Source organism: Hymenobacter sp. HDW8, from assembly GCF_011305775.1.
Taxonomy (GTDB): Bacteria; Bacteroidota; Bacteroidia; order Cytophagales; family Hymenobacteraceae; genus Hymenobacter; species Hymenobacter radiodurans.
The window spans coordinates 1349282-1363915 of record NZ_CP049907.1 but is presented as its reverse complement, the minus strand read 5'-3'; the positions used below and the strand labels follow the sequence as shown (position 1 = coordinate 1363915).

Below are 14634 nucleotides of genomic sequence, written 5' to 3'. Positions count from 1 at the left end.
AACAATATACAGGTAAAACGAGAAATTTTTACGCAAGCGCTCTTGACAACTAAGCGCAGTTGAGTATCCTGATAGGAAGACAAAATGTGACTTTTAGAAGAAGGACACAAAACTGTTTGGGGTAAGGCATTACCACAGCGAAGTAGTGTAGTTGCCTTTCATGGCGGGGCTTAGATTACCCGCACGCGGTCTACATACAACTCGTCGCGCAGGATCTCTAGACCTTTATAGGCTAGAGGGCGGCCGGTATTGGTTGTCAGCTCGCCACCATCGCGGTACAGATGAGCTACGTCGAGCACGAGCTGAGTGTATTTTAGTTCACCCAACTCTATTGCCACTGGCCGGCCTTGGCTAACGTCGAAGGCGGCAATGGCATGGTCTATTTCTTCTAAAATCTTACTCATAAAAAGGCAAAGCTTGAGCGAAGAGGCGTCAAGATAGAACATTACTAAAAATTACACATTTACTAAGACCCCAAATTACAAAGCAGGTTGCCTAAAGCCCGTACCTTCGCCTCTATGGCATCTTCTTCTGCTTCCGCCGATTTGCGGACCCGGCCCATTGGAATGTTTGATAGCGGTATCGGCGGGCTCACTGTGGCACGGGCTGTCAGCCGCCTTTTACCCCACGAACAGCTTATTTACTTCGGCGACACGGCTCACCTGCCTTACGGCGACAAAAGCACGGCTGCTATTCAGGCTTACTCAGTCAAAATCTGCGACTTACTGCTCAAGCAACAGTGCAAAGTCATTATGATTGCCTGCAACTCGGCTTCGGCGGCAGCCTACGAACTGGTGCGTGAGTATGTAGGCTCTAAAGCACGAGTACTCAATGTAATTGACCCAATTGTTGCGCACGTAGGGAGGGCATATGCTGGGCGCGCCGTAGGTCTTATTGGTACCAAGCAAACCGTCAATTCTAATGTGTACAAAAAAAAGCTGGACGACCTCGATGCCGGCGTGCGACTGCAGTCTCTGGCCACGCCGCTGCTGGCGCCCATGATTGAGGAGGGTTTCTTTAATAATAGTGTCAGCGACAATATTATTCAGAACTACCTCACCAATCCGGCCCTTGATGATATTGAAGCGTTGGTGCTGGCCTGCACGCATTACCCCATGATTAAGGAGCAGATTACCCAGTTTTACGAGGGTAAAGTAGAAGTATTGGATGCTTCTGATGCAGTGGCTACTCACGCGCAAGCTTATTTGGAGGAGCACAACTTGGCTGCGGGGCCCGCAAAAAAGCCCCCCACGCATCATTTTTACGTTTCTGACTTCACCCAGTCTTTCGAGGAAAGTACCCGCATTTTCTTTGGGCAAGAGGTTCATCTGGAGCACTATCCGCTCTGGGAGTAGTGGTTGCATAAAGGACCTCAGTGAGCCGTTCTACAGGCAGTAAGACGCGCTTGATAGCTGTCTAATAAGCCAAAGTAGATTCGACCTTTTTCAAAGCTATTCACGTTTAGATAGTCTGATTAATTTGCCATTCCTGAAGCGCGCAACGTCTCAGGTATATGCAGTAAGGAGCTAATAACCATGAAAAAGACCTATTACCGTCTCGGCGACTGGCGCCGCAATACATTATTGGTAGCGGCCGCCGCTACCTTAGGCCTGTCGGTGTTGCCGGCTTGTTCGGGCAATAGCGGCTCCGAAACCAGCCAGGAACAGTGGAGTGGGGGCGAGACCTATTCGCAGGGTGTTATCACGGAAATGACTGAAGTACAGCCAGGCGAATGGAAAGTAACTGCTGAGCGCCCCGCTGGAAAAGAGGAAGTAGCTGCTATTCTCAAGCACTTCGACGGTCAGGTGGACACACTACAGGGCCAGGCCTTGCAGAAACAGATGCAGGATTACAGCCAGCAACACCCCGAAAACCGGGTAGCTGGCACCGGTATGATGGATATTCTGATGTGGAGTGGCATCGGCTATATGGCCGGTCGCTTTCTTACGCCCAACCGGGCAGCATATGCTAACCCCGGTTTGCTACAGCAGAATGCTGGCTGGCGCCAAAATGTGGCGCGGGAGCAACAGCAAGGCCGTGGTTTCTTTGGGCGGGGCTTTACTGGCAGCCGCACTGCTGGCGCTGGTATTCGTCCGAGTACATCAGTAAATAGATCGGGAGTGCGTAGTACTGCCCCGCGGGCGGGCCGTAGCAGCGGCTTCTCCAATCGGGGAGGCGGCAGCTTCGGTGGCTAGATCAAAAGACTTGTTTCTCCTATAATTTGCCCCCCAACACCTTGTACAGGGCGTTGGGGGGCAAATACATAGTATATAGTTGCTAACGTTAACCGTATGATAAAGCTGTTACCTCTGACCGGTGATATTGCACCTGCTGTGCGTGGCTTAGGCTGGGATTGGGCCATTGAGGAGGCCTGCGCGGCTTACGTAGCGCGCGAAGCCGTTGTATTGACTGAGGCTGAGGCTGATACCTTGCTCCAGGCTGCTGATACCCTCTACGAGATGCTCGTAGCCTCCATTCCCGACCCAATTCCGGATGATCTGCTCCAGTTGCTGGCTATTCCGCCCAACCTGTGGGCAGCGGTGCGTCATTCCTGGAATGATGAGCGACACTGGCATATATACGGTCGGTTCGATATTGCCGTCACGCCCGATGGTCCTAAACTGCTTGAGTTCAATGCTGACACTGCAACTAGTCTTCCCGAAACAGCTGTGGTACAATGGGCTAGTTTGGTGGCAGCAGGCACCTCCGATGAAAGCCGACAAGCTAACGGGTTGTTTGAAGGACTGAGTGCGCAGTTTCGCGAGTGGCTTGATCTCAATTCAGACCTAGATCCAACCTTATTACTGGTGTATTTGCCCGGCAGCCCAGAAGATGAAGCCAACTGCGCTGTGCTGGCCGAAGCCGCTCGCGAGGCTGGTTTTGAGCAAGTGCATATCTGCTCGGTAGATACTATGCAGGTGTCCGTGGCAGGAGAAGAGCGCGGCGTGTGGGCACCAGTTGAAGCAGATCAATGGCAACGCTTTGGCTTCCTATTTAAGCTGGTACCATGGGAAGTTTTAGCGGAGGAGGAGCCAGCGCTTACCGCTGACTTATGCGAACTGCTTTTAAGCCGTGACGTAATTATTGCTAATCCAGCTTATGCGCTTTTATTTCAGAGCAAGGGCATTCTAGCGTGGCTCTGGCAAGTATATCCACACCACCCGCTACTTCTAGAGGCTTCCTTGCAGGATTTGTCGGGCCACAGTGTGCGCAAGCCACTTTTCGGTCGCGAAGGCCAGAACGTAGCTGAGATGCAAAATGGGCAGGTGGCGTATGAAATTCCAGGTGATTTTGCCCCCCAGCCCCAAGTGCGTCAGCGTTGGGCCGATCTTCCTGCGGATGGGCAACGGCGCCTTTATCAGGCGGGCGTATTCTGGGCGGGTGAAGCATGCGCCTTGGGATTTCGCCGAGAGAAAGGCTTTATAACCAACCTGTCGGAGTTCGTACCTCATATCCTGGAGTAGCACGCTATTCGCTTGGTAGCAACATGATTCGAAGACAAGTCGACTAGTTTATCTAATCATGTACAGATCAAAATAGCGTCGTGTATAGCTAAAGTCTAAAATCTATTAATAGAATACCCAGCCTACATAGCGCTGCTCATATATGGGCAGTCATATGTAGGCTGGGTATTTTATTATCAAAAAAAATACTGAGCCTGGTGAATTTAAGGTATGCTAATTGTAGAAGGAGGACTCAAAAGTCAGGTTGGATATTACTGAGAATCAGATTTATGGCTTATTCAAAAAATAATTGTACTCCTGCATGTTTTGCGAAATGGCCGTTATAAAAATTAGATTCTGCAAGTATAAGAATAGACTTTAAATAGAGACTCATAGCGCATTTTACAAGTCACATCTCATTCTCTATAAACTTTCTTTCCCACGCGTATGAAAAACACTTACCTAAGTACCATGGCCCGAGCACTACGACCTCGAACTTGGACTCTTCTATGTTTGATGCTTTTGCCATTTTTCACTATGGCTCAAACCATCACCTATACACCCAAACAGTCAACTCGACAAACTTTAGACTTTGGTGATCAAGCCGTTGGCACCCAAGCATCACCACCTGAAGAGTATGTTGTTACGGGTAACGGATTGACAGAGCGTATTCTGGTAACGGCTCCAAATGGGTTTGTTGTAAGTACTAACGGAAGTACTTACAGCTCATCTATAACCTTAGCCAATAATGGTGGTAATTTCTTTCTAACCTTTGCTCCTTCCGCTGGGGGACTTTATAGCGGCAATGTTGTGCTCGGTAGTGCCGGCGCAACCGATGCTACTATTAGAGTAGCAGGTAACGGAATTGCCCCATTGGTTACTCCGAGTACTCGTAACATAGTGTTTGGTAGTGTTACGGTAAACACTTCTGCCACACGTCAATTGACGATTGATGGAGAGAATTTGCAGGGAGACTTAATCCTCTCAATTCCGACTAACTCGGGTTATCAGGTAAGATATAATGGAGTTACTGCTAACACAGTTACAATACCGAATAAGCCCAATGGTCGCTTGAGCAACATAACTGTCGACGTAATATTTTCACCTACTTCGACCAGAGACTTCAGCTCAAACCTTCAGATTTCCAGTACTAATCTTGCACCTGCTGTAAGCATCGGGTTAGATGGATCTGGTGTTCCTCAACCACTATTAACTGCTCAACCTGCTACTCTCCCCAACTTTGGTGCTGTTGTAGTTGGTCAAACTTCTTTCACTCAATCATTTGAAGTCAAAGGCAGTTTCTTGCAGGCACCAGTAACGATTGCTGCTCCTGCAAATGGCGCTTTCCGAATTCGGACAGGTACTACTGCTTTCTCCACAAGCACTTTCACACTCAATCCTGCTGCTGATGGATCGGTAGATGCTACTGTTGATGTAGTATTTGCACCCACTGCTACTGGTGCGGTTAGTGGAGCAATTGCCATCGCTTCTTCGGGAGTGACTTCTGCTCAGGTTCAGGTTAGCGGTACAGGTACAGCTGTTGGCCAGCCTACAATTGTTGCTTCACCCACTTTACTCGACTTTGGGACAGTTAGCAGCAACGGTTCGGCTAATACACTAACGTTTACCTTGAGTGCTACTGGACTTACTGAGGCACTCGTATTGACCCCTTCCTTTACTACCGCTGGTGGCGAAGAGATTCGCAATATTGAGTTCCGGGATACTTCGGTGCCAAGCTTGTTTCAAAACCGTCCGCTGACAATCAATCAAGTAAACGGGAATATTCAGACCCGCACAATTGAAGTGAACCTAGCCGGAACAATAGCCACTGGTAGGTTTCGTGGCTCATTGATCCTAAGCAGTTCAGGTACACAGACTGTGGTTACGATTGAGGCAAATAGCACCGGTAATCAGTCAGTTATTGTAACCTCACCGGGTGCGTTTTCGCAATTTACCACTGTTCCTAATGTGCCTTCAGCGGTACAGTCTTATCAGCTGTCCGGACAAAACCTGCTACAGCCTATTACTGTAACTGCCCCACTGCTTTTCCAAGTATCGAAATTTGCTGACTTTAGTGATCTGACAGATTCAAAAGCGACTGGTAACTCAATCACCTTTGCTCCAAACAAAGGGAATGATTTGACCCCAGCTGTCAATGTGTATGTGCGTTTCTATCCTACTACCGCTACAACGGTTTCAGATGGCGTGAGAAACACAAGTGCCCCTGCCACTGGTACCAGCATCCCGGTGTCTGCGACCAGCGTTCCATCTATTCAAACGGCCGATGTTGCTCTGATCAAGCAGGTAGTGATTTATACTTCCAAAGATGGACAAACGCCGATTACCGTGCGTGCTTCACGAGTACAGCGCGATATTACCCTCTCTGTAGCACAATCCCCTAACTCGTTTAACCCAAACAAAACGCCTCAGTACCAATTATCACTCGATGGTACGACGTTTGGATCAACAGTAGTTCTACGCCCTAATCTAGATCCAAATAGCGCGGCAGTTTATACTGTAGATCAGCCGGTTTATGTTCGCTATAACCCTACTTATTTAGGCGTTGCAGATGCTGCATTGCAGTATCAGAGTGGTGACTTTGCAGTGCAAACAGCACAGTCTTTCACTGCTAATGGCTTGATTACTGGTCAGTCGATTGCTACTGAGCCCGCTCAGATATTGGTAGCGGCGCAACAGTCTATCACTCGTAGCGCTGATGGTAAGTCGGCTACTGTAAACTTCAATCCGGTACCAGAGCGTACTGGCACTTCAACTTACGGCGAAGGTCGTTTGATAGTAGCGAGTGAGAATGGCACTCTAACCAATGCTCCTGCGAGCCAGCCTAATGATGGTGCTGGTTATGAGACGTCTAATGGAGTGTATAACGGACAGAACCAGGGAACCATAGCTCCGGGCTTCTATACCGTATTCGCTGGTACTGCTGTTCCAAGTACTACTATTACTGGTCTAGATCCTTACAAGACGTACTACTTCTACGTTTATGGCTACAACAACATTGACCCTACGCAGAACATCAGCGTAACCGGTGCTGAAAATTACCTCACGCCTACGACTCCTACCACGCTTGTGGGTATTGAAGTTGTTGGTCTACCTCCTGTTATTCTGCCAGTTGAGTTAGTGTCCTTCACGGCTAAGCTGCAAAACAACAAGGTCAATTTGAACTGGGTAACTGCCTCGGAGAAGAATAACAAAGGTTTCGAGATTCAGCGCAGCCAGGATGCTACTACATTCTCTACCATCCTGTTCAAAAATGGCAAAGGCACTACCAACAACAAGACTACTTACACGGCCGTTGATGAGCAACCTTTATCAGGTGTATCTTACTATCGCCTCAAGCAGATAGATAATGATGGCAAAATCAGCTTGTCAAATGTGGTAGCCGTTACTGGCCCCGAACTGGCTGAAATAGCTATGTATCCGAATCCGACACAGCACATCCTCAACATTCGTTTGCCTTACGCTAGCAAAGCAGGCGCGCAGGTAACAGTAACTGATCTGAGTGGCCGAGTGGTGCGTACGGAGAAGTTGGCTGCCAACGGTGAAATGAATATGAGTTCTTTGAGCAACGGCACTTATTTAGTGACTGTGAATGATGGAGTGAAAAAGGTGACTCGTCGCATCGTAAAGAACTAGTACAGACTAAACAGTTGATAAAAAGCCCCCCAGATTCTGGGGGGCTTTTTTTATATGATTTGCTGACTGTGGCATGATTTGGGGTAAGCGGCAATCACCTTCAAATATTCCTATCTGTGTTATTATTTAAGAGATGAAAATCTTTACTATTCAAGTACGTTTTCTACGCCTTTCATTCTCAGTAATTACTTTAGTTATTGCCTTCATATTGGTTACGACAGCCAATGCAGCAACCTATACTTGGGTAGGAACAGGTGGGAACACCAATTGGTCAAACGCCAACAACTGGGAGCCGGCGCGCACGCCGGCTAACGATGATGTACTAATTTTTGATGGTAGCAAAACGGCGGCAGCGAGCGTGAACGTCGACTTTGCTTCGCCGCAGATTATTGGTCAGTTGCGGTTCATCAACGGTGTGGTTGCCGTACTGACAGTGCAGCCTAATACAGACGCTACTGCGGCACCGCCGGCTCGGCAATTGACACTGGCTGGTACACCGTTAGCAGGTGCTAATCTCGACATTGCGGCTGGTAGCTCCGTCCAGGTTAAAAGCCCTGATGGGGTGAAGTCGACTGCTGGGATGGGATTTTATCTGGGCTCTGACGGGACAGCTGTTATTGCCGGTACGCTCATATTTGGAAGCAGCAGTACAGCATCCCTCACCAATGATCCGCATCAGCTAATCTCTTTAAAAAAGGGATTCAACATGATTCAATTTACTGCAGGCAGTACTTTTCGAGCAGATAAAACTTTTACTGGCTTTCCCTTCAATGATAAGGCCGAGTCCAGCGGGACCGTCGTTTTTAGAAGCAATTCGGTATATGATCATAGAGGCGGCAGCGCTCCATTCGGTACAAGTCTTCCGACCGCGCCAGTAACTGCTTTTGAGAAAGGGAATCGTTACGTTTATTCAGTTACGTCTACGGCTGCTGGCCCACAATTGTCTGGTCGTACGTATGGCTCCATCGAATATAACCGGGCCACTACGGCTACTGGAATTGTAGGAGGAACCACAACAATAGCTTCCTCAAGTCTGCCACTAATAATCCTTAATGATCTGATTATCTCGACGGGTAACGTTCGTCTTAACGTCGCAAATGTGAATGTGCAAGGCAACCTGATCATAAACGCGGGCACGCTAGTAAATACACTCGGACCGTCTACTATAGCCTTTAATGGGAGCACTGCTCAACTCATAACAAGTGCGGCGGTTCCGGTGGTACCTGTTTCATTCGGCAGTGACATCACAGTGGTTATAAACAATCCTACAGGTGTGACTTTGCAAACACCCGTGCAGGTAGCCAAAGCACTGACTCTAACTAATGGTAAGCTGATTACTACCACGGCTGGGTCTCTCACTTTAGGAGCAGGCGCAAGTACAACCGCCAACGAAAATAGCTTTGTAGTTGGCCCACTCACCCGCGTTGTAGCAGCCAGTGGCATAACCGGCCTGGATTTCCCCATTGGCTTTGGAACAGCATATCGCCCCCTGACACTAACCGTAAATCATGCTGACGGTACCGAGGCACGCTATACTGCAGAGCACATAAAAGGTAAGCCCCAATCCAGAAATCTTACTGGCGACTTAAAGAAAGTGTCGGCTGTACGTCACTTTACTATAACCAGGAGTTCTACTGTGTCTAACCTGGTCAGCGGCACTGTGAAACTAAGCTATGGAACAGATGATCAAGTTGATAACATAGAAAAATTACGCATTGCCAAGTCATCCGCTGATAACCAGACTTGGGAGGATCTGGGTGGCACAGGAAGTGGAATCCCTACTGGCACCATTACTTCCAGCATACCTTTTGCCAGTTTTGGCACCTTCCTGTTGGCGAGCACAGATGCCGGTGCTTTGACAGGAGCAGGAGCCAATCCATTACCTGTTGAGCTTGTCTCTTTCTCGGCTGAACCTCGGGCTCAAGGCGTATTACTGCGGTGGGCGACGGCCAGCGAAAAGAACAACGCTGGATTTGAAGTGGAGCGTAGCACTGACGGACGCGTATTCGAAACTGTAGGTAAAATGAACGGGCAAGGCCAGAGCACGCAAAAGCAAGCGTATAGCATATGGGATACTGCACCTCTCAGCAACTCTATCACCTATTACCGCTTGCGGCAAATTGACTTGGATGGTACAGCAACCTACTCAAATGTTATAGTCGTGAGAGGGGAGAGCAAGGAGGAGATTTTTCCTAATCCTGCTCATAACATTCTCACATTTCGCTTGCCATATAGTGGGGTGGCTAAATATCGGATTCTGGCTTCAACTGGTCAGACTTTGCAAACTGGGCAGTCTACGAGTGCTTCAACAACCCTTGATATAGCAAGGCTGCCTGCCGGCCTCTATCATCTAGAGATAGAGATTCAAGGCGCGCGAACGGTTTGCAAGTTTGTAAAGCAGGTAGATTAGGTATTATACTGTAAAGTAGGTCATAAAAAAAGCCCCCCAGACGTCGTCTGGGGGGCTTTTTTTATAAGAAAATGGATCTATACGGAGAAACTTTCACCGCAACCGCACGTGCGAGATGCGTTGGGGTTATCAAAGTAAAAACCTTTGCCATTGAGACCATCAGAAAAGTCGAGTTGCGTACCAGCCAGATAGAGAAAGCTCTTCATATCGACTACTACCCGTACGCCTTTGTCCTCAAACTCCTGGTCCATGGGCTTGACTTCGTTATCAAAATCAAGCTTGTAGGAAAGACCTGAACAGCCACCTCCTGCTACTGAAGCCCGCAGACGATATGTCTCGTCGAGCTGCGCGTCGTGCATGAGATGCGTTACTTTTTCCTTTGCTTTATCAGATACAGTAATCATGGGAATTGCCAGTTACGAGTTGTAAGTTGTCAATTATGAAGAGCCTGCCTTTGCTCAAAGCCAGCTCTTCATACTAACATTCGCAACGAATTAATGGTGCGATTTGGCTTCTTCCAGTGCTGGCAAACCGTTCTTCACGCGGTAGTCGTTGATAGCCGATTTGATCGCATCTTCAGCCAGTACCGAGCAGTGAATCTTAACGGGAGGAAGAGCAAGCTCTTCTACAATCTCCATGTTGTCGATGCTTAGCGCTTCATCTACTGTTTTGCCTTTCAGCCACTCAGTAGCCAATGAAGAAGAGGCAATAGCCGAACCACAACCGAACGTTTTAAACTTGGCGTCGGTGATGGTGTTGGTGGCTTCGTCCACTTCAATTTGTAGGCGCATTACGTCGCCGCACTCAGGAGCACCCACGAGGCCAGTACCTACGTTCTTTTTGCTTTTGTCCAGCGTGCCCACGTTGCGGGGGTTGCTGTAGTGGTCGATTACTTTATCGGAATAAGCCATTATAGTAGAATTAGGAAGTTACAAGTGAGATGTGAGACTAAAAATCGTTAATAGACAAAAGAGCCTCACTACTCATGTCTTGGTACAGAAGGGCTAAATCAATGTTCTGCCCACTCAATCTTACTGAGATCAACACCCTCCTTGAACATCTCCCATAGCGGAGACATTTCGCGGAGTTTATTCACGGCCTCTTTCACGTGGTTGATGGCATAGTCAATCTGCTCATCGGTGGTAAAGCGGCTCAATCCGAAACGGAGGGAAGAGTGCGCTAAGTCGTCGCTGAGTCCTAATGCCTTCAATACGTATGAAGGCTCCAAAGAGGCTGAAGTACAGGCAGAACCGGACGATACGGCTAAATCTTTTACACCCATCATCAGGCCTTCACCTTCAACATAAGTGAAAGAGATATTGGTTACGTGCGGCAAGCGATGTTCACGTGAGCCGTTTACGTAGCTCTCTTCCATCTCCAGCAAAGAATTCTCAAGCCGGTCGCGCATAGCGGAAAGACGCTTGGTGTCGCTTTCCATCTCGAGGCGGCATAGCTCACACGCTTTACCTAAACCTACGATACCAGGAACGTTGAGTGTACCCGAACGCATACCGCGCTCGTGCCCGCCACCGTCCATCTGGGCAGTAACTTTTACCCGAGGATTCTTACGACGTACATACAATGCGCCTACGCCTTTCGGACCATACATCTTGTGGGCAGTGAATGCCATGATGTCGATGCCGTCAGCTTGAACGTCCACTGGAATTTTTCCAACAGCCTGCGTAGCGTCAGTCATGAAGAGCGCACCGTGCTTGTGGGCAATAGCCGCGATTTCACGAATTGGCTGAATAGTGCCGGTTTCGTTGTTGCCGTACATGATAGTCACCAGAATAGTCTGGGGCGTCATGGCAGCTTCGAGGTCGGCTAGGCTGATAAGTCCTTCGCGGTTCACCGGAAGATACGTCACTTTGCCCCCCAGCTTCTCAATATGCTTGCAGGTATCGAGCACCGCTTTGTGCTCGGTGGTAGCGGTGATGACGTGATTACCCTTCTGGGAATACATCTCAAACACGCCTTTAATACCTAAATTGTCTGATTCGGTAGCGCCAGAAGTGAAGATAATCTCCTTGGGGTCGCTATTGATGAGCTGAGCAATCTGCTCACGGGCATAATCCACAGCCTCTTCCGCTGCCCAGCCGAAAGGGTGGTTACGAGAGGCCGCGTTGCCAAATACCTCCGTGAGGTAGGGCATCATGGCTTCTAACACACGCGGGTCGAGTGGCGTGGTGGCGTTGTTATCGAGGTAAATAGGTAGCTTGAGCATGGCTCGAATTTCAGTAAGTCAACGGAAAACCAATGAAAGTCCAAAGGTAACTCAGTGGAGAATCATTCGCATCTAGAACAGCAAAACAAACAAACTGGTTTTACTTTGCGCCCACAAAAGTAGAGATAATCCAAGTAAGCTTTCTCACCCACATTATTTGCCCCCTATGTTTACCAATTTGGAGCACCTTGGCTTGGCCGTACACGACCTAGAAGCAGCTACTGCGCTGTACAGCACGCTCTTAAATCAAGAGCCCTATAAGCAGGAGCATGTAGCCAGCGAAGGTGTAGACACCGTTTTCTTTCGGGTGGGCGGCTCCAAGATTGAATTATTGGCCGGTACGACGCCTGACAGCGCCATTACGCGCTATTTGAGTAAAAAAGGGGAGGGAATCCACCATGTTGCCTTTGAGGTGGCCGACATCCGAGCAACCATGGCGCGCTTGAAGGAACAAGGCTTTACGCTCTTAAATGAGGAGCCCAAGCGTGGGGCCGACAATAAACTGGTGTGCTTCGTGCATCCGAAAAGCGCGGCTGGCGTATTGGTAGAGCTGTGTCAGGAGATTGTCTGAGCAAGCAAAACGTTTTTCTGTCCTCTATCTAATAGCTCCGTGGCCAATTTTCAACAAGAAGTAGAAGCCGCCGTCGAGGCGTTGCTCTTTCAGCAAATCATACTGTATCCTACTGATACCGTGTGGGGAATAGGCTGCGACGCCGAGGTGCCACGGGCTGTAGAGCGCCTCTATAAACTAAAGGAGCGCCCCGAAGGCAAGCCCAGCATTGTACTGGTAGCTGACCTGGATATGCTGCGCCACTATACTGCTGAGGTGCCCGAGGGCTTGGAGCAAGCTATAGCGGAGCAAACGCGTCCTACTACCTATATTTTACCAGCCAACCATCGGTTGGCCCCGCAACTACTAGGTCCAGACGGCACTATCGGCTTGCGCATTCCGCAGGACGAGTTTTGCCACAAACTTGTGCGCCGCCTCGGTCACGGCGTAGTTTCTACCTCCGCCAACAAAGCTGGAGAGCCTACCCCGGCGACGTACGCTACCGTTGATCCTAAGCTGGTGCGGGCCGTTGACCATGTAGTAGGCTGGCGGCAGGAAGATGTAGCGAGCACCGCGCCCTCGCGGGTAGTTCGATTTGGGGCCGATGGACAGTTGGAAGTAATACGTGAGTAGAAGCCAAGGTCACAAATTTGCCCCCCAGCCACAGTGGGAGTGCTACCTTTGCGGCGTAAAATGCCCCCCAGTACTCTTATGAATTCTCCCCAGCTTCCTGACCTACCTATTTTCCGAGTTATTGCCGATGCCGCCGGTGAGTTGAATTTTCCGGCTTATGTGATTGGCGGTTACGTGCGCGATTTGGCTCTGAATCGGCCCAGCAAGGATATTGACGTAGTGTGTGTGGGCGACGGTATTCAACTGGCGCAGGCGGTGGGCAAAAAGCTGCCCGGTCGGCCCCGCGTAACAGTATTCAAAAACTTCGGCACGGCCATGCTGCCCACGCCGGAGGTTGAGGTTGAGTTTGTAGGTGCCCGCAAAGAGAGCTACCGCAGCGAATCGCGCAAGCCGGAAGTGGCAGCGGGCACGCTGGAAGAGGATTTGGCGCGCCGTGATTTTACCATTAATGCCTTAGGGTTAAGCCTGAACCCGCAGGATTTTGGGGCGCTGGTAGATCGCTACGATGGGATGGGCGACCTCAAGCGCAAAACTATTCGCACGCCCCTCGACCCGGATATTACCTTCTCCGACGACCCGTTGCGCATGATGCGCGCCGTGCGCTTTGCTACGCAGCTCGACTTTGATATTGAGCCGGATACCTACGACGCTATTGCCCGCAACAAGGAGCGGATTCGCATTGTGTCGCAGGAGCGGATTACGGATGAGCTGAACAAGATTATATTAGCCCCCCAGCCCAGCTATGGCTTCAAGCTGCTGTTTCAAACGGGTTTATTGCAGCTGATCTTCCCGAAAATGGCCTTGCTGCAAGGCGTCGACAAAGTAGGTCAGCACGCACACAAGGATAATTTCTACCACACCCTGCAAGTGCTGGACAATGTGGTGGCAGCCGGCGGCGACTTGTGGTTGCGCTGGGCTGCGATTCTGCACGATATTGCCAAGCCCGCTACTAAGCGCTTCGATCCTAAAGTTGGCTGGACATTCCATGGCCACGAAGACCGCGGCGCACGCTGGGTTCCCCAGATTTTTACGGAACTGAAGCTGCCCCAGGGTGAGGAGATGCGCCAGGTGCAGAAGCTAGTAAGGCTACATCTGCGCCCGATTGCCTTGGTTAAGGAGACCGTAACCGACTCGGCAGTACGGCGCCTATTATTTGAAGCTGGCGACGATATCGACCGCCTTATGCTGCTGTGCCGCGCCGATATCACCAGTAAAGACCACCAACGGAAGGAACGCTATCTGCGCAACTTTGGAGTGGTGGAGCAGAAGCTGAAAGAAGTAGAGGAGAAAGACCACCTGCGCAACTTCAAGCCAGTTATTACGGGAGAGGTCATTATGGAGACCTTCAACCTGAAACCTTCGCGCGAAGTGGGTGAGTTGAAAGAAGCGGTGCTGGAGGCTATTCTGGATGGTAAGGTGCGGAATGAGCTGGAAGAAGCGTACGCCTTGTTACTAGAGCTCGGAAAAGCAAAAGGGCTGACTCCGGTTCAGCCCTCAACTCTCCAGTAAGTCTTTGACTACACAACGTAAATGTATAAGGGCCAGGTGGTTCGCAGTATGTGCACTGCGAACTACCTGGCCCTTACACAAATGTGAGGAAGCTTCTACCCCCAGTTGCAGCTCGGTTAGGTAGAAAGCTTCCTCAGGGTCCACCTTTCACTCACTTTCAGACCCTATACTTTGTTCACCGCAATAATAGATGGTGATTATGAAGGCAAGG

At 49.7% G+C, this 14634-nt stretch carries 12 protein-coding genes; 8 read left to right on the top strand and 4 right to left on the bottom strand.

Annotated features, from left to right (window positions below):
• Nucleotides 1-170: 170 nt before the first annotated feature.
• Entirely contained in the window at nucleotides 171-404 is a 234-nt protein-coding gene (locus tag G7064_RS05570; RefSeq protein WP_133272209.1) for a hypothetical protein, read from the bottom strand.
• A 114-nt stretch (nucleotides 405-518) separates the two neighbouring features.
• On the opposite strand from G7064_RS05570, the gene murI reads away from it, so the two are divergent.
• From murI to G7064_RS05545, 5 genes are all read left to right on the top strand, one after another.
• Nucleotides 519-1355 carry a glutamate racemase gene (gene murI / locus G7064_RS05565; protein ID WP_166072812.1) on the top strand — a complete coding sequence of 279 codons (837 nt, stop codon included), beginning with the start codon at nucleotides 519-521 and terminating at the stop codon, nucleotides 1353-1355.
• 180 nt (nucleotides 1356-1535) lie between these two features.
• Nucleotides 1536-2195: a hypothetical protein gene (locus G7064_RS05560; RefSeq protein ID WP_166072810.1), complete on the top strand. Its 660-nt coding sequence runs from the start codon at nucleotides 1536-1538 to the stop codon at nucleotides 2193-2195.
• A 96-nt stretch (nucleotides 2196-2291) separates the two neighbouring features.
• Nucleotides 2292-3464 carry a glutathionylspermidine synthase family protein gene (locus G7064_RS05555; protein WP_166072809.1) on the top strand — a complete coding sequence of 391 codons (1173 nt, stop codon included), beginning with the start codon at nucleotides 2292-2294 and terminating at the stop codon, nucleotides 3462-3464.
• A 516-nt stretch (nucleotides 3465-3980) separates the two neighbouring features.
• Nucleotides 3981-7097, top strand: a complete 3117-nt coding sequence (locus G7064_RS05550) for a T9SS type A sorting domain-containing protein (protein ID WP_166072808.1) — start codon at nucleotides 3981-3983, stop codon at nucleotides 7095-7097.
• 133 nt (nucleotides 7098-7230) lie between these two features.
• The gene (locus G7064_RS05545; protein ID WP_166072807.1) at nucleotides 7231-9507 is read left to right on the top strand and encodes a T9SS type A sorting domain-containing protein; all 2277 of its coding nucleotides are present in this window, start codon (nucleotides 7231-7233) and stop codon (nucleotides 9505-9507) included.
• A 77-nt stretch (nucleotides 9508-9584) separates the two neighbouring features.
• On the opposite strand, the gene G7064_RS05540 is transcribed toward G7064_RS05545, so the two are convergent.
• The 3 genes from G7064_RS05540 to G7064_RS05530 all read right to left on the bottom strand — a co-directional run bounded on the left by G7064_RS05540 (nucleotide 9585) and on the right by G7064_RS05530 (nucleotide 11731).
• A complete protein-coding gene (locus G7064_RS05540) occupies nucleotides 9585-9911 on the bottom strand; it encodes a HesB/IscA family protein (RefSeq protein WP_133272215.1) in 327 nt (108 codons plus the stop codon).
• Between the two features lie 90 nt (nucleotides 9912-10001).
• Nucleotides 10002-10418 (bottom strand): Fe-S cluster assembly scaffold IscU, encoded by a 417-nt coding sequence (gene iscU / locus G7064_RS05535; protein ID WP_084446771.1) that lies wholly within the window; start codon nucleotides 10416-10418, stop codon nucleotides 10002-10004.
• 98 nt (nucleotides 10419-10516) lie between these two features.
• Nucleotides 10517-11731, bottom strand: coding sequence for an IscS subfamily cysteine desulfurase (locus G7064_RS05530; protein ID WP_166072806.1), 1215 nt, complete (start codon nucleotides 11729-11731; stop codon nucleotides 10517-10519).
• A gap of 166 nt (nucleotides 11732-11897) precedes the next feature.
• Between G7064_RS05530 and mce the strand changes: the two genes are divergently transcribed.
• The 3 genes from mce to G7064_RS05515 all read left to right on the top strand — a co-directional run bounded on the left by mce (nucleotide 11898) and on the right by G7064_RS05515 (nucleotide 14423).
• Nucleotides 11898-12302, top strand: coding sequence for a methylmalonyl-CoA epimerase (gene mce, locus G7064_RS05525; protein ID WP_133272217.1), 405 nt, complete (start codon nucleotides 11898-11900; stop codon nucleotides 12300-12302).
• A 39-nt stretch (nucleotides 12303-12341) separates the two neighbouring features.
• A complete protein-coding gene (locus G7064_RS05520; protein ID WP_166072805.1) occupies nucleotides 12342-12914 on the top strand; it encodes an L-threonylcarbamoyladenylate synthase in 573 nt (190 codons plus the stop codon).
• 78 nt (nucleotides 12915-12992) lie between these two features.
• The gene (locus G7064_RS05515) at nucleotides 12993-14423 is read left to right on the top strand and encodes a CCA tRNA nucleotidyltransferase (protein WP_166072804.1); all 1431 of its coding nucleotides are present in this window, start codon (nucleotides 12993-12995) and stop codon (nucleotides 14421-14423) included.
• Nucleotides 14424-14634: the final 211 nt, after the last annotated feature.

Excerpts from the sequence above, each read along its gene's own strand:
- G7064_RS05530 (WP_166072806.1), bottom strand. The coding sequence starts at position 11,731 with ATGCTCAAGCTACCTATTTACCTCGATAACAACGCCACCACGCCACTC.
- murI (WP_166072812.1), top strand. The coding sequence starts at position 519 with ATGGCATCTTCTTCTGCTTCCGCCGATTTGCGGACCCGGCCCATTGGA.
- G7064_RS05550 (WP_166072808.1), top strand. The coding sequence starts at position 3,981 with ATGGCTCAAACCATCACCTATACACCCAAACAGTCAACTCGACAAACT.
- G7064_RS05560 (WP_166072810.1), top strand. The coding sequence starts at position 1,536 with ATGAAAAAGACCTATTACCGTCTCGGCGACTGGCGCCGCAATACATTA.
- G7064_RS05555 (WP_166072809.1), top strand. The coding sequence starts at position 2,292 with ATGATAAAGCTGTTACCTCTGACCGGTGATATTGCACCTGCTGTGCGT.
- G7064_RS05515 (WP_166072804.1), top strand. The coding sequence starts at position 12,993 with ATGAATTCTCCCCAGCTTCCTGACCTACCTATTTTCCGAGTTATTGCC.
- G7064_RS05545 (WP_166072807.1), top strand. The coding sequence starts at position 7,231 with ATGAAAATCTTTACTATTCAAGTACGTTTTCTACGCCTTTCATTCTCA.
- G7064_RS05540 (WP_133272215.1), bottom strand. The coding sequence starts at position 9,911 with ATGATTACTGTATCTGATAAAGCAAAGGAAAAAGTAACGCATCTCATG.
- G7064_RS05570 (WP_133272209.1), bottom strand. The coding sequence starts at position 404 with ATGAGTAAGATTTTAGAAGAAATAGACCATGCCATTGCCGCCTTCGAC.
- iscU (WP_084446771.1), bottom strand. The coding sequence starts at position 10,418 with ATGGCTTATTCCGATAAAGTAATCGACCACTACAGCAACCCCCGCAAC.
- mce (WP_133272217.1), top strand. The coding sequence starts at position 11,898 with ATGTTTACCAATTTGGAGCACCTTGGCTTGGCCGTACACGACCTAGAA.